This is a genomic window from Aeromonas sp. 19NY04SH05-1, from assembly GCF_040581895.1.
GTDB classification, from domain to species: Bacteria; Pseudomonadota; Gammaproteobacteria; order Enterobacterales; family Aeromonadaceae; genus Aeromonas; species Aeromonas enteropelogenes.
Genome location: NZ_CP095328.1, coordinates 4,353,708 through 4,372,500 on the forward strand (window position 1 = coordinate 4,353,708; position 18,793 = coordinate 4,372,500).

The 18,793-nt window shown below is 62.8% G+C and carries 11 protein-coding genes and 2 rRNA genes (1 of these 13 running past the window's edge); 3 read left to right on the forward strand and 10 right to left on the reverse strand.

Going from position 1 to position 18,793, the window contains the following annotated elements:
- Positions 1 to 27: 27 nt before the first annotated feature.
- The 6 genes from recD to MRK42_RS20120 all read right to left on the reverse strand — a co-directional run bounded on the left by recD (position 28) and on the right by MRK42_RS20120 (position 10,729).
- A complete protein-coding gene (recD, locus tag MRK42_RS20095; RefSeq protein ID WP_354688598.1) occupies positions 28 to 2,067 on the reverse strand; it encodes an exodeoxyribonuclease V subunit alpha in 2,040 nt (679 codons plus the stop codon).
- A complete protein-coding gene (recB, locus tag MRK42_RS20100) occupies positions 2,064 to 5,669 on the reverse strand; it encodes an exodeoxyribonuclease V subunit beta (protein WP_354688599.1) in 3,606 nt (1,201 codons plus the stop codon). Before recB ends, recD begins: the two co-directional genes overlap by 4 nt.
- Positions 5,669 to 9,016, reverse strand: coding sequence for an exodeoxyribonuclease V subunit gamma (recC, locus tag MRK42_RS20105; RefSeq protein ID WP_354688600.1), 3,348 nt, complete (start codon positions 9,014 to 9,016; stop codon positions 5,669 to 5,671). Before recC ends, recB begins: the two co-directional genes overlap by 1 nt.
- A 232-nt stretch (positions 9,017 to 9,248) precedes the next feature.
- On the reverse strand, positions 9,249 to 9,641 hold the full coding sequence (locus tag MRK42_RS20110; RefSeq protein WP_042070987.1) for a DoxX family protein: 393 nt from the start codon (positions 9,639 to 9,641) through the stop codon (positions 9,249 to 9,251).
- Between the two features lie 39 nt (positions 9,642 to 9,680).
- Positions 9,681 to 10,367 carry a pirin family protein gene (locus MRK42_RS20115; protein WP_354688601.1) on the reverse strand — a complete coding sequence of 229 codons (687 nt, stop codon included), beginning with the start codon at positions 10,365 to 10,367 and terminating at the stop codon, positions 9,681 to 9,683.
- Positions 10,368 to 10,396: 29 nt separating this feature from the next.
- On the reverse strand, positions 10,397 to 10,729 hold the full coding sequence (locus MRK42_RS20120) for a hypothetical protein (RefSeq protein ID WP_225633827.1): 333 nt from the start codon (positions 10,727 to 10,729) through the stop codon (positions 10,397 to 10,399).
- Between the two features lie 253 nt (positions 10,730 to 10,982).
- Between MRK42_RS20120 and MRK42_RS20125 the strand changes: the two genes are divergently transcribed.
- A complete protein-coding gene (locus MRK42_RS20125) occupies positions 10,983 to 11,891 on the forward strand; it encodes a LysR family transcriptional regulator (protein ID WP_026456757.1) in 909 nt (302 codons plus the stop codon).
- A gap of 76 nt (positions 11,892 to 11,967) precedes the next feature.
- On the opposite strand, the gene MRK42_RS20130 is transcribed toward MRK42_RS20125, so the two are convergent.
- Complete coding sequence (locus MRK42_RS20130; RefSeq protein ID WP_026456756.1) at positions 11,968 to 12,318, reverse strand: hypothetical protein; 351 nt, start codon at positions 12,316 to 12,318, stop codon at positions 11,968 to 11,970.
- Between the two features lie 199 nt (positions 12,319 to 12,517).
- Between MRK42_RS20130 and MRK42_RS20135 the strand changes: the two genes are divergently transcribed.
- Both MRK42_RS20135 and MRK42_RS20140 read left to right on the forward strand, forming a co-directional pair.
- Positions 12,518 to 13,240: a response regulator gene (locus MRK42_RS20135; protein WP_042024967.1), complete on the forward strand. Its 723-nt coding sequence runs from the start codon at positions 12,518 to 12,520 to the stop codon at positions 13,238 to 13,240.
- A 4-nt stretch (positions 13,241 to 13,244) separates the two neighbouring features.
- Entirely contained in the window at positions 13,245 to 14,633 is a 1,389-nt protein-coding gene (locus MRK42_RS20140; protein ID WP_042070991.1) for an ATP-binding protein, read from the forward strand.
- 80 nt (positions 14,634 to 14,713) lie between these two features.
- Here MRK42_RS20140 and MRK42_RS20145 read toward each other — a convergent pair whose 3' ends face one another.
- The 3 genes from MRK42_RS20145 to MRK42_RS20155 form a co-directional block, all read right to left on the reverse strand.
- Complete coding sequence (locus MRK42_RS20145; protein WP_354688602.1) at positions 14,714 to 16,666, reverse strand: ligand-gated channel protein; 1,953 nt, start codon at positions 16,664 to 16,666, stop codon at positions 14,714 to 14,716.
- Positions 16,667 to 17,078: 412 nt separating this feature from the next.
- Positions 17,079 to 17,193: ribosomal RNA gene (gene rrf, locus MRK42_RS20150) — 5S ribosomal RNA — on the reverse strand.
- Positions 17,194 to 17,389: 196 nt separating this feature from the next.
- Positions 17,390 to 18,793: ribosomal RNA gene (locus MRK42_RS20155) — 23S ribosomal RNA — on the reverse strand; it runs 1,485 nt beyond the window's last position.

The window sequence follows — 18,793 nt, forward strand, 5'->3', positions numbered from 1 at the left end:
CAGCAATCTCCCTTTACCGCCGTCCAATCATTCCCCCAACCTCTCCGCCAATCCGGAATACCGCTCGGTCTTTTTCCGCACTGCCTGTGCCAACAGGGCGCGGTCGCCGTAGAGGTCGAGTTTCGCCTTGGCACGGGTGATGCCGGTATAGACCAGCTCGCGGGTCAGCAGCGGGCTGGGGCTGTCGGGCAGCACCAGCACGGTATGGACAAACTCCGAGCCCTGGGACTTGTGGATGGTCATGGCGTAGACGGTCTCGTGAGGTGGCAGCCGGCTGGGTAAAAGCGCCCGCAGGGTGCCGTCCGGCTGCTCAAACCAGACCTTTAGCCGCCCGCTTTCATCGGGCAGGCAGAGCCCCATATCGCCGTTGTAGAGGCCGACGCCGTGGTCGTTACGCACCACCATCACAGGGCGACCGGCATACCAGTCGCCATCGCGGGCAATCAGGCCAGCCCGTGACAGGGCCAGTTCCAGCCGCTCGTTGAGCCCCTCGACCCCAAACGGGCCATCGCGCAGGGCGCAGAGGATCTGAAAGCCGTTGAACGCCTTGAACACGGCGGCGGGCGCCTCCCCCGCGCGGGCCGCCTTCAGATAGCTGCCGTAACCGGCCACCCCCTGGGCAATCAGGGCGTCGTAGGCCTCCCCCGCCCAGGGGTGCAGGCTGATATCGGCAAATCCCATGCCCCAGACCGATTCCACCGCCGCCGCATCGCCGCCGTTGCAGGCGCGCGCCAGCTGGCCGATGCCGGAGTGCTGATCGAAGCGCCAGCTCTTGGAGAGCAAACAGAGGCTGTCACGCACCGGGGCCCCTGCAGGCGTGCCCTGCAGGCGATAGCCGGTCTGGCGGGAGAGCCAGTCCGCCTGCGCGGGGCTGATGCCCTGTTCGATAAAGCTGCAGATATCGCCGAGCACGGCCCCCGCCTCCACCGAGGCGAGCTGATCCTTGTCGCCGAGCAGGATGAGGCGAGCGTGGCTTGGCAGCGCGTCCAGCAGGCGCGCCATCATCGGCAGGTCCACCATGGAGGCTTCATCCACCACCAGCAGGTCGAGGTGCAGCGGGTTGCCTTTGTGGTGGCGGAACTGGCTGCGCCCCGGGATCACCCCGAGCAGCCGGTGCAGGGTGCCCGCCTCGGTGGGGATGGCTTCGACCCACTCAGGGGGCAAGTCCAGCGCCTGCAGGGCAGAGCCGATACTCTCGGTCAGACGCGCCGCCGCCTTGCCGGTGGGGGCCACCAGCCGGATCGCCGGGGCCTTGCCCGCTTGCAGGCCGGTCTCCACCAGAATGGCCAGCAGCTTGGCCACAGTCGTGGTCTTGCCGGTGCCGGGGCCACCCGAAATCACCGCAAAGGGGCGCGCCGCGGCGGTGGCCGCCGCCAGCTTCTGGCCGTTGCAGCAGAGCGCCTCGGGCACCAGTGCATCCAGTTTGCTCAAATCGCTGGCCGCCTGGGCGCTGGCCAGCAGCGCCTCGATGGCGGGCCACTCCACTTCTTGCAGGAACACCAGATCCAGATACTTCTCGATAAAGTGGCGGGCCGAAAAATCCGGGGCGAGGCGGGCCTTGAGCAGGGCCGCGAACACCAGCCCGTAGTCGCGGGCAAAGAGGCGCGACAGGGCCGGGGCGATCTCCGGCCATTCGGCCCTCTCGCTTAACGCACGCAGATGGCGGGCCACCCCTTGCTCGTGATCGTGGTAGCGGGTGAGGTAGAGGCGGCCGTGCCAAAGCCGCAGCGGCCAGCGCGGGGCGAGCCCCTCATCCTGTTCGCTGCCAACCAGCGGGCTTGCCGCAAACAGGGCGGGCCAGCTCGCAGGATCCGCCAGATCGGCCAGCAGATCCCGGCCCTGATCCGGATCCAGCCCGAACGGGCGCAAGGATCCGGCAGAGAGCATCTCCAGCGGCAGGCAAACATGGCCGCGCCCCAGTTCGAAGCAGGCGAGCGCCGCCCCCAGCACCAGCTCGGGGCCGCCGCCAAGGTCGGCCACCAGCTTGGCAAATTGCAGATCCAGCTGGCGGATGCGCCCCGCCAGCGCCAGGGCCTTGAGCCGTTCGATCATCATTGCGCTCTTCATGCTTCTACCCCGTTATCCGAAACTTGTGCGAGGGCTGGCGCCGCCCCCTCGCTAAACAGCCGATCCAGCCCCAGCACCAGCTCACGGCTGGGCTGGGTATGGAAGATCCCACCCTGTGGCATGCCACGCAGGAACAGATAGAAGACCCCGCCAAAGTGCTGGTCGAAGTCGTAACCCGGCAGGCGCAGGGCGAGCAGCCGGTGCAGCGCCAGGGAGTAGAGCTGGTATTGCAGGTCGTAGCGATGCTCCACCATGGCCTGCTCCAGCGCCGGCCGGCTGTAGTCGGCCGGGCTCATGCCGAGGTGGTTCGACTTGTAGTCGAGCAGATACCAGCGCCCCTGCCACTCGAACACCAGGTCGATAAAGCCCTTGAGCATCCCCTGCACGGTGGCGAAGCTGAGCGGCTTGTTGCCCCGCGACAGCGGGTCGTGCTGCTGGCAGAGCGCGGTCAGCGCAGGTGCCGTCACCCGCCCCATGGGCAGGAAGAACTCCAGCTCCACCTGCTTGCGCTCGGGGGCCAGATCCCGCAGCCGCACCGGCTCGCCAAAGCCGGTTTCAAGCGGGGTATCCAGCACCGCCTCCACCTGCTGTTGCAGCACTTGGGCCCAGCTCTCGTCGAAGCCATCCTGCGCCAGCAGGGTGGCGATATGCTGTGCCAGCGGCTCGCCTGCGGCACTCTCAAAGTCGATGGTCTCGAACAGGCTGTGCAGCAATGTGCCGGGGCGCGCCCCCTTCGGGAAGGTGAAGATGGAGGGCTGGGGCGCCTGCACTGGCTCTTCGGCAGCCAGCGCGGCCGCCTCGGTGACCACCTCGTCATCGAAGCCGGGGTTGGCCAGCACCCCCTTGCTGTGACCGTGGCCCTGGGCCGCGAGACCGGAGTAGGAGCTGATCCACCAGTCCCGCTCAAGGGTGCCGCCAAAGCGGCGCACCCGGGGCTCGCCCAGTTGCTCCTCTTCTGGTGGAAGCGGGGCCGGGCGGGTGAGCGAGGGCTCACCGACGGCCACTCCGGGCAGATCTTCAGCAAGCGCACTGAGGGCGGTGGCCAGGGTCGCGGCGTCCCCCTCCTCCCCCTTTTGCAGCAGGTAGCCGATGGCAGTCTGGTGCAGGTCGGTCTTCTCCGACTTGCCATTGCCGGAGCGCACCGGCGCCAGCCCCAGCCAGGTGGCGTAGACGCCCCGGGTCAGCGCCACGTAGAGCAGGCGCAGATCCTCGGCAAGGCGCTCCTTGTCGGCCTCTGCCAGGGAATCCTCGGCGCCGGTGAGATCGAGGATGGTGCGATTGCCCTCCTCATCGGCCTCGTGATAGAGCGGGGTGTCGGCGCTGCGGTGGCTGCAGATAAAGGGGAGGAACACCAGCGGGTACTCCAGCCCCTTGGATTTGTGGATGGTGACGATCTGCACCAGTTTGCGCTCGGACTCCAGGCGAAGTATCTGCTCAGCATCCTGGCCGCTCTGGCGGTTCACCGCCTCCCCCAGCCAGCGCAGCAGGGCGTATTCGCCGTCCAGCTCGCTGCTCACTTGCTGGAGCAGCTCCCCCAGATGAAGGAAGTTGGTCAGCCGCCGCTCCCCGTAGGGGCTCGCCAAAAGCGATGCGGCGAGATTGCGCCTGTGCAGCAGGGCCCGCAGCATGGCCAGCACACCGCGCTTGTGCCAGACCTTGCGGTACTCCATAAACTCCTGCACCGCGCTCTCCCAGGCCCGCTCGTCGGAGGCAAGCTCGTCGAGGGCCTTGGCGTCGAGATCGAACAGGCCGGTGGCGAGCGCCGCCCGCAAACTTCTCTCCTCACTCGGGTTCTGGCAGGCGTGCAGGATGAGCAAGATCTCCCGCGCCTCCACCTGTTCCAGCACGCTCTCGCGATTCGACAGATACACCGAGGCGATGGCGAGGCGTGCCAGCTCCTGCTGCACCAGCTTGCCCTCGGCGCCGGTGCGCACCAGCACGGCGATATCCCCGGCTTTGACCGGCTCACTGCCGATCAGCGCCTTGCCCTCGCGGGCCAGGGTCAGCAGGCGGTGGATCTCCGCCGCCGTGGCGCGGGCCATCTTGCCCTGGTAATCCCCCCGGTTGAAGGTGGGCTGGCCGGTGAGCTGCCAGCAGTGCAGCACGGGGGCGGTGTCGCCCTCCAGCAGTAGCGCCTTGCTCTTGCCCTGCGCCTCCACCGGCAGGAAGGGGATATCCGCCTCGTAGATAAAAGGATCCTTGGCTCGCTCGAACAGACCGTTGACCGCCGCCACCAGGGCGCCGCTGGAACGCCAGTTGCGCCCCAAGGTGTAGTGGGCGCTCACATTTCGCCGCGCCTGAATGTAGGTGAAGATGTCGGCGCCACGAAAGCCGTAGATGGCCTGCTTGGGGTCACCGATCATCAACAGCGCCGTGTCTTTATGGCCGCCATAGAGCCGGTGGAAGATACGGTACTGCTGGGGGTCGGTATCCTGGAATTCATCGATCATGGCGACCCGGTAGGTGGTGCGAATGCGATCGCAGAGCCGCTCGCCAAGGCTAGAACCCAGCGCGCCGTCGAGGTCTTTGAGCAGATCGTCGAACGAGAGTTGATGAGCCTGGCGCTTGCTGGCCTGCATCCGGCTGCGCACCACCACGGCGGCCCGCTGCAGGATAAGATCGCGGATGCCGGGGCGGCTCGCCAGCAGCGCGTCGATCTCGCTGAACAGCGGCAGGGTTGGCAGCTCGCCCCCCTTCTTGAGGTTCGCCTCCAGCACCGTCTGGCCGAAGCGATCCAGCTCCTTGGGGATGGCGTAGCCGCTTGCCTCGTCCTGCGCCCAGTCGGCTATCTTGGCGAGCCACCCCTCGTAGTTCTTGCCGGTGTAGCGGCTGATGTGGCCGTCGGTCTGACGGCGGATCTCGTCCACCTGCGCCAGCCACTCGAGCTTCACCGCCTCAATGCGGGCCATGGCCGCCTGATGACGGGCCGCCAGGGTCTCGTCCCCCGCCGGCGGGCGCATCTCCAGTTCGCTGTTGTCGAGCCAGCCGTTCATCTCCCGCAGCAGGGCCGCCGGGCTTGGCCAGAGCGCGCGCACCGCGCTCGCCAGGGTTTTATCCACCGGATAGAACTCGGCGCGCCAGTAGTCGCTCACCGCCTGCAGCCTGAGCTGGCTGTCGTCGGTGAGAAATTCGGTCTCGAAGAGGGCGCCCGACTCGAAGGCGTTCTGTTTCAGCATCCGCTGGCAGAAGCCGTGGATGGTGAAGACGGCCGCCTCGTCCATCTGCCGCTCGGCGGCCAGCAGGCGGCGGGCCGCCAGCTCGTGATCCTCCACCTCCTCCAGCAGCTGGGCCAGCAGGGCATCCGTGCTTTGCCCTCGCATAAAGGCGAGGCGCGCCTCGTGGATGCGGCCACGGATCCGCCCGCGCAGCTCGGCGGTGGCCGCCTCGGTAAAGGTCACCACCAGGATCTCGGTCACCGACAGCGGCCGCTCGTGGGCACTGGGCTGACCGGCGTCTTCCCCTTCTTCGATGAGCGGGCCGTGACCCAGCAGCAGACGTAGATAGAGGCCAGCGATGGTGTAGGTCTTGCCGGTGCCGGCGGAGGCCTCGATCAGCCGCTCGCCATGGAGGGGAAAACGCAGGGTATTGAGCGGGTTAGCCATTATTGCAACTCCTCCAGCGCCTTGATCAGCGGGGTCAGGTGTTCGCGGGCCAGCGCCTGCAGCTGGGCCAGCACCTCGTCATCGAGTTCCGGGAAGCAGCGGGCGACGTAGACGTCCTGCCCCTCCCCCGTCACTATGTAGCCGCCGTTGAAGCGGGCGAGTGCCGCCTTGTCGGCGGCCTCCGGTTTCTCCGGATCCTTCTCGATCCCCTTGATCCACTCCCAGGCAGTGCTCGGGAAAAACGGCAGCGGCCGCTTCATCCCCTGGGTCCAGAGCGCCACCAGCGCCGCCAGTCTGGGGCGGGCTTCATCAGCCGGGAGCCTGGCCAGTCGCAGGCTCTGCTTGGCGTCAAACAGCAGGGTGTCGCCGGGGGCGCAGCTCAATGAGAGGCAGAGGTGCTGGATCCAGCCCAGCAGCAGATCCTTGCCGTTGAAGCTGCCGGGTTTGACCACCAGCAAGCGTCCCTTCTGGGTGTCGATCCACCCCTGCAGCTGGCCCTGGGTCAGGGAGATATCGATCTCCACCGCCTGTTTGTCCGCCTCATTGGCCGCAACCCAGGGGCGCAGGCGCGCCGCCAGCTTGCCCATCTCGGCGTCCAGATCATCCAGCAGCAGGCTGCCGAACCAGCCCTGGGGCAGCAGGCCGGAGAGCTGCAAGCGCTGGCGACGCTCCTCGCTTTCCCCCTGTGCCAGATGGGCATCGAGCAGCAGCGCCTTGAGCTGGTAGTGCTGCAGGCCGTCCAGCTCGAACGGCTCGCTGTCCTCGATCTCGGCCTCGTCCAGCTCGAACCACACCTTGAGGCGGCGGTTGAGGAAATACTTGGCGGGCTGGCGATAGAAGCGCAGCAGCTCCGCCAGCTCCAGCCCCTGCTCCTTGCCCCATTCGGGTGGCAGCGGCAACTCGCCGCTCTGGAAGTTGGCGGCCCCGCGCTCTGGGCTCAGGGCCGGCAGCCAGTCGGCGGCATAGGTGAAGAGGCCGGAATCCGCCTCTGGATAGAAGTAGCTGCGGCTGTAGGGGGTGAGCGGGTGTTCGACGATCAGGTGTTCGAGCAGCCGCTTGCCGGACGTTTCGTCATCTAGGCCCTCATCCCCCGCCAGCACGAAGCCCTGACGCACATAGTCGATGAGTTCGGCCAGCAGCACAGAAGGCACCTTCTCGCTGTTGTCCTGGGCGCTGAAGCCCTGATAGCTGATATAGAGCCCCTGCTGGGCACTGAGCAGCGCCTCGAGGAAGAGATAGCGATCGTCATCGCGGCGCGAGCGATCCCCGCGCCGGCCCGCCACCGCCATCAGGTCAAACCCCATGGGGGGCAGGGTGCGCGGGTAGACGCCGTCGTTCATGCCGAGCAGGCAGACCTGTTTGAAGGGGATGGAGCGCATCGGCATCAGGGTGCAAAAGTTGACCTGACCGGCGAGGAAGCGCTGGCTGGAGCGGGACTCCCCCAGCACGCTGCCGAGGTAATCCTGTAGCAGATCCGCGCTGATGGGTTGCTCGAAACGGGCTTCGCCGAGCTGGGCGAGCCAGTCAGCCAGCTGGCTGCGAATAAGCTGCAGCTGGCGCTCCTCATCCTCGTCGGCCTGATAGAAGCGCTCCAGCAGTTCGTTGAGGCAGGCGATCCACTCGGGCAGCGACTGCGCCTGTTGCAGGCGGGGCAGAAATTCCGCCAGGGAGTCGACGAACCAGGCGAGCTTGCCGAGGGCCAGCCCCTGCTGCCCCTCGATATCGGCATAGGGCAAAATGCCGGCCACCGGTTCGCCATCCCCCATGGCAAAGCCGAGCAGCATGCGGCGCAGGCCGAACAGCCAGCTGTTGCCAGAGAGGCGCGGCAGATCGAAGCGCTCCGGGTAGCCGTCATCCAGCCCCCAGCGGATGCCGGTCTCCTGCACCCAGCGCCGCAGCTGGTTGAACTCGTCGTCATCGAGCTCGAAGCGGCGCAGCACGGCGGGCACCTCGAGGATGGCGAGCAGCTCGCCGGCCCCCAGCCGGGCGTTGGGCAATCTCAGCAGGGCGAGGAAGCTCTGCAGCAGCGGGCTCTCCTGGCTCGCCGCCCGGTCCGACACCGCGAAGGGGATCTGGCCCCGCGCCCCGAACACCGCCTGGATATAGGGGCCGTAGCTGTTCACATCCGGCATCATCACCACCACGTCTTTCGGGGTGAGGGTGGGGTCCTGCTCGAACAGCGCCAGCAGGCGGTCGTGCAGCACCTCGAGCTCGCGCATCGGGCCGTGACAGGCGTGGATCTGCAGGGAGCCGTCCGCCGGGCTGATGGGGCTCTTGTGGTGGCTGGCATCGAGACTGAATTCGCCAGCCCCCCGTTCGGCCAGCTCCAACACATCTTTCTGGATGGCGCGCAGCAAGCTGGTGTCATCGATATCGACAAAGGCCTCGATTTGCGGCACCTCCAGCTCCATCAGCTGGTGCAGGTAGTCGCGCCCCAGCTTGCCCATGGAGGCAAGCAGCGGGTTGGCGGGGCCCTGCAGGGTCTCGAGATCGGTGCCGGGTTTGAGCTTGTTTTGAAGGCGCGCCAGGGTCTTGCGATCGAGCAAGTCCCCCCAGTAGTAGCGGCAAGGGTTGGTGACGAAGAGATGCACCTCCACCTCATCCCGGCTGCCGAGGGCCAGCAGCGCCTCCACATAGCGCGGCGGCAGCGCCGAGATGCCGAACACGAAGACCCGCCGGGGCAGTTTGCCCGGCAGATCCGGGGTGCGCTCCAGCTCGTGGATGAACTCCTCGTAGAGGTTGGCACGGTGGTAGCCGCTGGGGGCGAGCGCCAGGGTGCGGGCCACCAGCTCGCGCCAGAGCTCCGGCTGCCAATCCTGACCGCTCACCCCGGCCAGCTCCTGGCTCAATCCCTCCCCCTGTTCCCAGCGGGCGATCCAGTCCGGCCGATAGACCAGATACTGGTCAAACAGATCCGCCACCTTCTGGCAGAGCTGCCATAGCCGCACCTGCTCGGGCGCCTTGGCGGAATCCGGGGCAGGATCCGCATCATCCCCACTCCCCAGATAGGCGGCCAGCGGCGCAAAGGCGGGGCGGTCAAGCAGGGCGGGCAAGATGGTCATCAGCTGCCAGCTCATGGATCCCTTGTTGTAAGGGCTCTGACGAGGCACGTCCGCCAGCACCCGGGTGAACATTTCCCAGATAAAGCTGGCGGGCAGCGGGAAGTCGATATTGGCGGCAATGCCGAAGGCTTTGGCCAGCTCCAGCTTGAGCCACTGGGCCATGCCCGGGCTCTGCACCAGGATCTGTTCCCGCTCGAAGGGGTGAGCGAGGGGGGTCTGCCGGATGCGGCTCACCAGCAACTCTTTGAGCAGATCCAGCTGATTGGAGTGGTAGAGGGTAAACATGGGCAATTCCCGCCAGTGCAAAAGAGGGGTCAGCGCGGGAAAACCTCAAAGATCCCCGCCACTTCAACAAGAATTGGGATTGTCGGGGATCGGGGAGGAAGATGCAAAAGGCACTTGTTGCCGCCGATCACGTCGTCATCACGAATGGCAAAAAGGCGTAGGTGGCGGGCATAAAAAAGCCGGAGCATGGGCTCCGGCCAAAAAGCATTGGAAAACTCGAACTGTCAGGGCATTACCAACTCTTGCCAAGGCGGGCATCCAGGCTGAAAGCGCCTGCACCTGCCGCCGCCAGGGCCAGGAAACCACCGGCGACCGAGATGTTCTTCATGAACATCAACATCTGCATCTGATCAGCCGGTTGATAGTGGAAGATGAAGGCGGCCATCAGGGTGAAACCGGCCATCAGCACCGAGAGGCTGCGGGTGAACAGGCCCAGCATGATGGCGAGGCCACCACCCAGCTCCAGCAGGATCACCAGCGGCAACAGGAAACCGGGCACGCCCATGGCCTCCATATAGCCCTGGGTACCGGCATAACCACCGATCTTGCTCCAGCCCGCCATCACAAACATCAGCGCCAGCAGTACGCGACCCACCAGCAGTGCCACATCTTTCATCTTGTCCATCTCAATCTCCTTGTTCACGCCGCATCAGAGCTGGCAACTTCAGGGTAGGTCAAATAACAGGCCCTGAGTGGCACTTGTTGCCACCAGCTCCCAACTTGATTCATCACGACTGAGCACCCCGTCGCCGGGTCGGGCAGCCAGACCGTTGGCGGTCAACTCCCCTGAAATCATCTGCAGGTAACCGTGCCGACCGGCCAGCTCCCAGGTGAGGGATTCACCGGGCTCAAGCTGCACGCGCCAGACCCGGGCCTGCTGGCGGATCCTGAAAGATCCATCCTCGCCATCCGGTGACGCCACCAGCGTCATGCCGGGCCTGGCCTCTATCTTCTTCTGCTGATAGCCGGGGGGCGTATCGTATTCGTTCGGCTCGATCCAGATCTGCAACAGGGAGAGCGGCTCGCTCTGCGAGGGGTTGTACTCGCTGTGACGGATCCCGCTGCCTGCGCTCATCAACTGGAAATCCCCGGCCGGGATCTGCTCGGCATGGCCGAGGCTGTCCTTGTGCTCTATGGTGCCGGTCAGCACGCAAGTCAGGATCTCCATGTTGGCGTGAGGATGGGTGGCGAAACCGCCACCCGGCGACACCAGATCCTGATTGATGACCCGCAGGACCGAGTGGCCCATCCACTCCGGGTCATAGTAGTGCCCGAACGAAAAACTGTGGCGCGCATCCAGCCAGCCAAAGTTGGCCTTGCCCCGCGCCTCTGCGGCTCTCAATTGCATCATGATGTGCTCCTCATCTCTGAAGGTTCGCCTTAGCGGGGGTTGCCACCGCCGATGCCGAACGGAATACGGTACTCGCTGCTGTCACCGGCCAGGCTGACGGTCAGGTTGCCCTGGGTGCGGCTCGGGATCTTCACCTGCTGGGTGCCGACCAGACTGGCGTGGACGGAAGCCAGCAGATCACCGGACTGATCGCGCACCTCCAGCATGGGGTTGGCCTTGCCATCCATCGCCGCACTCGCATGCCAGTTTACAAACAGCACGCCCGGGGTGGCGTTGAAGTCAGCCGGCACGGAAGCCTGAGCTACACCTGCGGTCATCAGGCCTGCAACGGCCAGCATCTTGATTACGTTTTTCATGTTCACTCTCTTGTTTTATATGTCATTGCCAAGGCCGCTTTGGCCCGAATCAATGCATCCATGCAAGAGGTCATTCAAATAGTATGTTGTTCTTTCACCGACGTCTGACGTGCCCTTTGGGGCTGTCACAGCACTGAACTACCTTTTATTTGGCCACTTGGCGTTCCTGCCTAAGCGTTGATTGAATATTAAAGTTGCCTGGCCTAACTTGTTAGCGAGATAAACTGGCAAACATATTCAAAAAAATTGAAGGCAGGCTATGGCCAAGGAACTGAACAAGGAACGGGCGCTGACCCTGGAGGCGATCCGGGTGCTGGACGCCATCGATCGCCGCGGCAGCTTTGCGGCGGCGGCCGACGAGCTGGGCAAGGTGCCCTCGGCGCTCAGCTACACGGTACAGAAGCTGGAAGACGAGCTGGACGCCATGCTGTTCGACCGCAGCGGCCACAGAACCAAATTCACCCCGGCCGGTCGCATGCTGCTGGAACGGGGCCGGGTGCTCTTGGAAGCAGCCGAGCATCTGGTGGGCGAGACCCGGGCCCTGGCCCGTGGCTGGGAGACCGACATCACCATCGCCGTCGATGCGCTGGTGCCGGTGCAGGCGCTCTATCCCCTGGTGGAACGGCTGGCCGAGCTGACCGACACCCGACTGCGGCTGCGGGCCGAGGTGCTGGCGGGCAGCTGGGAGTGTCTGGAGGATAGCCGCGCCGATCTGCTCATCTCCTCCCTCAATCCCGACATCATGATGACCGGCATCAAGCACCAGCTGCTCAGGGAGGAGGTGATGCTCTACGTCGCCCACCCGGACCACCCCCTGCACCAGGAAGCCGAGCCCCTGGCGGACGAAACCCTGCGCCGTTACCGCGCCATCGCGGTGGCCGATACGGCGCTGCGCAAGCCGGTGCTTACCTACCGTCTGCTCGACAAGCAGCCACGCCTCACCGTCAGCTCCATGAGCGAGAAGCGGGATGCCCTGCTGGCTGGGATTGGGGTCGGCACCATGCCGCAAAGCTGGATCGAGGAGGACATCAAGGCGGGACGACTCAAGGTGATCTGCCCCGAGTATCGCCATCAGCTGCAGGTGGTGCTGGCCTGGCGCCGCGATACCATGGGCAAGGCCAAGAGCTGGCTGGTGCGGGAGATCCCCAAACTGTTCCAGACGCAATAGGGGCAGTAGCGCTGGCAAAAACGAGAAAGGGGAGCCTCAGGCACCCCTCTTTACGACTGGCTGTCGGTGATGGCGCTTACTGGTTCGCCTCGGCGAACTGTTTCATCGCTTCGGCATGCTTGGCCATGCCGTTGGCACGCTCGCCGAGGTTCTTGATAAACTCGGCCTTCTTGGCCGGATCCTCGATGCGATCATAACGTTGCTGCAGGTTGGCCTGGATCTGCTCCGGGGTCATGTTCTGCATGCGGGCCATGCGGTCGTGACGACCACCGTGGTGCTTGCCACCCATCATGCCGCTGCCATCCATCGGGCAGTCCACCATGGGACCCGGTTGAGCGGTCGGAGTTGCTTCACTGGCAGCATAGGCACCCAGCGGCAGGCCGAGGATCAGGGTAGCGGTCAGCAGGGTTTTGGTCAGCTTTTTCATGGTCTATCTCCTCTCGGGATGAATCGGGTTCGGCACTCTTGCCTTGCCCTCAAGTAAACACCCCTCTGGTGTCTGAACTTTGCCAGTATCACCCTTTTTTGTAGCAGAGTGTGGCATCTTGCTGATCTGGCACACTTTGACACAAACCCTGCAAGGGATTTCCGTATACTCGAGCCAACTCCAAGCAAGAGAGGCAGTCATGAATCAAGGCAGCACCCACATCCTGGTCGTCGACGATCACAGCGAGATCCGCGATCTCCTCAAGCGTTTTCTGGAACAGCATGGCCTGCGGGTCAGCTGCGCCCGGGACGGCAAGGAGATGAAGCGGCTGCTGGAGGAGCGCGAGTTCGATCTGCTGGTGCTGGATCTGATGATGCCGGGTGAGGATGGCCTGACCCTCTGCCGCGAACTGAGGGTGAAATCCAACATGCCCATCATCATGCTCACCGCCATGGGCGAAGAGACTGACCGCATCATAGGGCTGGAGATGGGGGCCGATGACTATCTGGCCAAGCCGTTCAACCCGCGCGAGTTGCTGGCCAGGATCAAGGCGGTGATGCGCCGCACCCAGGCCGACACCCAGCCCTCGCCCGAGACCCTGACCCGGGATCTGCGCTTCGATCGCTGGCTGCTCGACATCAACCGCCGGGAGCTGGTCGACGAGGATGGCGTGGGGCTGAGCCTCTCCACCGCCGAGTTCGATCTGCTCAAGGTGTTTCTGGAGCGACCGCAACGGGTACTGAGTCGGGATCAACTGCTGGATCTTGCCCGCGGACGCGAGGCGGTGGCGTTTGATCGCGCCATCGACACCCTGGTGAGCCGGCTGCGCCGCAAGCTGGAGCGGGATCCCAAGAATCCCGAACTCATCAAGACCATCTGGGGTGGAGGCTATATGTTCTCCGCCGATGTGACGCAGGTATAAGCTGATGGCCGCCTTCAAGCGACTTGGCTCTGGTTTGTGGCCCAAGGGGCTGACCGGCCAGATCATCCTGGTGGCGCTGGCCGGGCTGATCCTGATCCAGCTGCTCAGCATCCAGATCTATCGCACGGATCGGGAGGAGGCGCTCGGCTTCGTCAACAGCCGCAACGCCATGCAGCGGATCATCTCTGTGGTGCGCCTGCTCTCCCTCTCCCCCCCTTCGCTCTATGACGAGATCCTCAAGGCGAGCCGCAGCGAAACCCTGCTGCTACGTCTCTCGAATGAACCCTTGCGGCCGGACAATCGCAGCCCCCGCTTCGAGCAGCTGGTTCGCTCCCGCCTCAGCTATCCGGCCGGGCTCGATGTCGAGATCAGCGCCGAGCTGAAGCAGGATTCCCAGCGCAGCAAGGCGTGGGAGCACCACGCCCGCATGATGCGGGATCGCAAGGGGCCGCCGCCACGGGACATGCGGCTCTATGGCTCCATCGAGCTGCCCCAAGGGGGCTGGCTGCAGTTCAGCTCCCTGGTGGACAAGGAAGCGGGCAGCTGGTCCTGGCAGACCACCCTCAACCTGATGCTGGTCGCCAGCCTGGTAATTGGCCTGATGGTGCTGCTGTTTCGCCGTGCCACCCGCCCCCTTAAACAGCTGGCGGCCAATGCCGATCGCCTCGGTCGCGGTGAGGACATCGATCCTCTGAAAGAAGAGGGGCCCATCGAGGTACGGGAATCGATCCAGGCCTTTAACCGGATGCACACCCGGCTCGCTCGCTTCGTACAGGACAGAACCCGGATGCTGGCGGCCATCTCCCACGACCTGCGCACCCCCATCACCAGCCTGCGGCTGCGTACCGAATTTCTGGCTGACGGAGAAGACAAGGAGCGGATCCAGCAGACCCTGCAACAGATGGAACAGATGCTGGCTGCAACCCTGAGCTTTGCCCGGGAAGAGGGGCAGCAGGAGGCGACCCGGGAGCTGGATCTGGTCAGCCTGCTGGAGAGCCTGTGCGACGACTATGCCGATACCGGTCAGCCGGTTACCTGTCTGGCCGAAGGCAAGCAGGTCTACGCCTGCCGGGCCAACACCTTGCGCCGGGTGCTGCAGAACCTCATTGGCAACGCCATCAAATATGCCGGCAGCGCCGAGGTGTCGCTGGAACGCACCCGGGACGAGCTGCTGATCCGGGTCTGCGACAACGGGCCCGGGATCGATGAGGAGCATCTGGAAGACGTGTTCAAGCCCTTCGTGCGCCTCGACGAGGCGCGCAACACCGAATCGGGCAGTGTGGGGCTCGGCCTCTCCATCGCCCGCACCCTGGTGCATCAGCACGGCGGTGAGCTGACGTTGCAAAATCGGCCGCAAGGGGGGCTGGAGGCCAGGATCAGCCTGCCGCTCTAACATTTGCCCATCATTGAGAAAACAGAGATAAAAAACGGGGTCGCCCCTCACAGGGCGACCCCGTTGCGTTGCACTCGGGATCAGAAGTTATAGGTCACGCCGAGGTTGTAACGACGGCCATCCAGCACAGTGCCATAGCTGCCGTAATCCACTGTCTTGTCGAACAGGTTGTAGATGCCAGCGGTCACATTCAGGTGCTTGTTTGCCTTGTAGACCAGACCCATGTCGAAGAAGGTGTAGGAGGGCGTGCCTTCCGCCATCTTGACCCGGCTCAGGTATTCAGAGGTTTCGCCACGGAAGTTGACCCTGGACCAGAGGCCAAGATCCTCTGTGGTCTGCCAATCGACACTGCCGTTGAACATGTGGCGGGGCATCTGGTTCAGCGCATGACCGGCCAGCGGGCCGCTCTTCTGTTCGGACTGGGTGAAGGTGTAGCTGGAGCTGACCGACCAATCCTCATTGATCGCCCACTCCATCATGCTCTCGACGCCGCGCATGTTCGCCTTGTCGACGTTGATGCGATCGCTGATGAAGTCGTAGCTGTGACCATTGAGGGTGCAGGCGGGATCATTCTTGCTGGAGCAGCGACGCACCTCGGAGATCTTGTTCTTGAAGTCGGTATTGAACAGGGTCACACCTGCGTTGAGGCCCTGGCCGCCATCCCACAGCAGGCCGATCTCTTCGCTCACGCTGGTCTCCGGCTTCAGGTCCGGATTACCGACCAGCATGCCGTCCAGAGTGCCGCCACCCGTGACCTGACCCCAGTTGGCTGCAGACATCCGCAGATCCGGCGAGCGATAGCCGGTAGAGACGCCCCCCTTCAGGGTCCAGGCATCATCCAGGTGCCATACCCCATAGAGACGCGGGCTCCAGTGAGTACCGTAGTTTTGGTCCCGATCCATCCGGACACCGCCGGTCAGGGCAAACGTCTCGGTCAGCGACCACTCGTCCTCGACAAACAGTGCCCAGCTCCAGCGGGTCAGCTCACTGGCCGGGTTCGCCACCTTCAGGGTATTACCCTGATCCTGCAGATCTTCATAGCGATACTGGCCACCGACGCTCAGATAGTGATCCCCCAGAATGAACTGGGTATGGGTATCCAATATGGTGTTGGTCAACTCCATCTGACGGCCCGGGTTGGTGTTGATCTCCTGCTGCAGGTAGCTACTGGAAGAACCAAAGTCATACTGGCCGGTATGTGTCAGCGCGTAGTTGGTACGCTCATAGCGGTTGAGGCTGGGCTTGGCATTGTCAGCGACGGAGTTGCCCGGGGTACGATCCCGATCCTGCAGGCTGCGACTGGCCTCCAGATCGAAACGGTTATGCTCGTTGGGATTGAAACTCAGCACGGCGGTGCCGCTGAGGGTTTCCTGCTCGGCAAAGCCCTGGGCGAATTTGTCTTCATCACGATGGGCCAGCTGGCCGTTGAAGCGCAGCCCAAGCACATTGTCGATCAAGGCGCCGGCGGCGTAGGCATCGGTCTGGAAGCTGTTGCCCGCATCCTTGTTCTCCTGGAAGGTGGCATCAGCGCGAACCGAGCCTTGCCACGCCATGCCAGTAGTCTTGCGGGTGATGACGTTGATGACGCCGCCCATAGCATCCGAACCATAACGGGAAGACATGGGTCCGCGCACCACTTCGATCCGCTCGATGGCCTGCAACGGCGGCAACCAGCCCTGCTCGATACCGGGACCGTCGCTGTTGGGGCGGGTGCCGCGGCTATCTACCTTCTTGCCATCGACCAGCATCAGGGTGTATTTCGAGCCCATGCCGCGGATGCTGATATCGCTACTGCTGCCTCCGCCTGTAATCACTACCCCGGGCACATCCTTCAACGCATCGGTGACATCGCGATAGGCGCGTTTTTCCAGCTGTTCACGGGTAATGACGGAGATTGATGCCGCAGAGTCTTCAATTTTCTGCTGGAATCCGGAAGCCGTCACCACCATCACTTCGGACTCGGCGGCAAGGGCCTGCATGGAGAGCGTGGAGCAGATCAGCAAGGCAAGCTTGTTCGGTTTCACTGTTATCATCTTCTGGCCTGAACGTTTAAGTAGGAAAGAGGCGTATTCCCTTACTTCAGTCGTTACACCATCCCGGTCTCCTGCCAGGAAGGGGATAAATAAGGTTCATATGAAGAACAACTTATCAATCAGGCCGAATTGTAACGATCATTGCGATGGAGATCGAACAATAATCATTATCATTTGATGTTTTGTGAGCTCAATACATAGCTAAGCATAACATTATGTTTTATATGGATTATTGACGTTCTGGAGGGAACTGGGGAATCACAGCCGGAAGCGGCACAGGGTATCCGGTGAGTCAAGAATGGATCAGTACATCGGGCAAGGCTGCCATGACGAGCGCAGCAGGGACGATGCCTAGGCGCTAAATAGCAGGCAATAAAAAACCCCGCTCAGTGAGCGGGGTTTCGTGTTGGGTGCCTGGCAGTGTCCTACTCTCGCATGGCGAATGCCACACTACCATCGGCGCTACCGCGTTTCACTTCTGAGTTCGGCATGGGTTCAGGTGGTTCCACGGCGCTATGGCCGCCAGGCAAATTCTTCATCGATTTGTCCGGAACAAATCGAAACCGCCGTAGGCGGGCCCGAAGGGTGAGGTTCAGGACGAACCGAATAATCTTGGAAAGCTGACGTGAATAACGACCTAGCTAGTTTGCTTTGTCATTATCACTGAATTTATAAGTAGTTCATGCACTTGCTACAAGGCCAGAAACACTTCTTGGGTGTTGTATGGTTAAGCCTCACGGGTAATTAGTATGGGTTAGCTCAACACGTCGCCGCGCTTACACACCCCACCTATCAACGTTGTGGTCTCCAACGGCCCTTTAGGACCCTCAAGGGGTCAGGGATGACTCATCTCAGGGCTCGCTTCCCGCTTAGATGCTTTCAGCGGTTATCGATTCCGAACTTAGCTACCGGGCAGTGCCACTGGCGTGACAACCCGAACACCAGAGGTTCGTTCACTCCGGTCCTCTCGTACTAGGAGCAACTCCCTTCAATCATCCAACGCCCACGGCAGATAGGGACCGAACTGTCTCACGACGTTCTGAACCCAGCTCGCGTACCACTTTAAATGGCGAACAGCCATACCCTTGGGACCGACTTCAGCCCCAGGATGTGATGAGCCGACATCGAGGTGCCAAACACCGCCGTCGATATGAACTCTTGGGCGGTATCAGCCTGTTATCCCCGGAGTACCTTTTATCCGTTGAGCGATGGCCCTTCCATTCAGAACCACCGGATCACTATGACCTACTTTCGTACCTGCTCGACCTGTCCGTCTCGCAGTTAAGCTGGCTTATGCCATTGCACTAACCTCCTGATGTCCGACCAGGATTAGCCAACCTTCGTGCTCCTCCGTTACTCTTTGGGAGGAGACCGCCCCAGTCAAACTACCCACCAGGCACTGTCCGCGACCCCGATTCAGGGGCCTGCGTTAGAACATCAAACATACAAGGGTGGTATTTCAAGGACGGCTCCAGCGCAACTGGCGTCACGCCTTCAAAGCCTCCCACCTATCCTACACATGTAGGTTCAATGTTCAGTGCCAAGCTGTAGTAAAGGTTCACGGGGTCTTTCCGTCTAGCCGCGGGTACACCGCATCTTCACGGCGAATTCGATTTCACTGAGTCTCGGGTGGAGACAGCATGGCCATGGTTACACCATTCGTGCAGGTCGGAACTTACCCGACAAGGAATTTCGCTACCTTAGGACCGTTATAGTTACGGCCGCCGTTTACCGGGGCTTCGATCAAGAGCTTCGCTTGCGCTAACCCCATCAATTAACCTTCCGGCACCGGGCAGGTGTCACACCCTATACGTCCACTTTCGTGTTTGCAGAGTGCTGTGTTTTTGATAAACAGTCCCAGCCATCTGGTCACTGCGACTCCCGTCAGCTCCATCCGCAAGGGACTTCACCAACAAGAGCGTACCTTCTCCCGAAGTTACGGTACTATTTTGCCTAGTTCCTTCACCCGAGTTCTCTCAAGCGCCTTGGTATTCTCTACCCGACCACCTGTGTCGGTTTGGGGTACGATGACTTGTAATCTGAAGCTTAGAGGCTTTTCCTGGAAGCAGGGCATCAATGGCTTCCGCACCGTAGTGCGTTCGTCTCGTGTCTCAGCGTTGCACCTCC

Excerpts from the sequence above, each read along its gene's own strand:
- recD (WP_354688598.1), bottom strand. The coding sequence starts at position 2,067 with ATGAAGAGCGCAATGATGATCGAACGGCTCAAGGCCCTGGCGCTGGCG.
- recB (WP_354688599.1), bottom strand. The coding sequence starts at position 5,669 with ATGGCTAACCCGCTCAATACCCTGCGTTTTCCCCTCCATGGCGAGCGG.
- recC (WP_354688600.1), bottom strand. The coding sequence starts at position 9,016 with ATGTTTACCCTCTACCACTCCAATCAGCTGGATCTGCTCAAAGAGTTG.
- MRK42_RS20110 (WP_042070987.1), bottom strand. The coding sequence starts at position 9,641 with ATGGACAAGATGAAAGATGTGGCACTGCTGGTGGGTCGCGTACTGCTG.
- MRK42_RS20115 (WP_354688601.1), bottom strand. The coding sequence starts at position 10,367 with ATGATGCAATTGAGAGCCGCAGAGGCGCGGGGCAAGGCCAACTTTGGC.
- MRK42_RS20125 (WP_026456757.1), top strand. The coding sequence starts at position 10,983 with ATGGCCAAGGAACTGAACAAGGAACGGGCGCTGACCCTGGAGGCGATC.
- MRK42_RS20130 (WP_026456756.1), bottom strand. The coding sequence starts at position 12,318 with ATGAAAAAGCTGACCAAAACCCTGCTGACCGCTACCCTGATCCTCGGC.
- MRK42_RS20135 (WP_042024967.1), top strand. The coding sequence starts at position 12,518 with ATGAATCAAGGCAGCACCCACATCCTGGTCGTCGACGATCACAGCGAG.
- MRK42_RS20140 (WP_042070991.1), top strand. The coding sequence starts at position 13,245 with ATGGCCGCCTTCAAGCGACTTGGCTCTGGTTTGTGGCCCAAGGGGCTG.
- MRK42_RS20145 (WP_354688602.1), bottom strand. The coding sequence starts at position 16,666 with ATGATAACAGTGAAACCGAACAAGCTTGCCTTGCTGATCTGCTCCACG.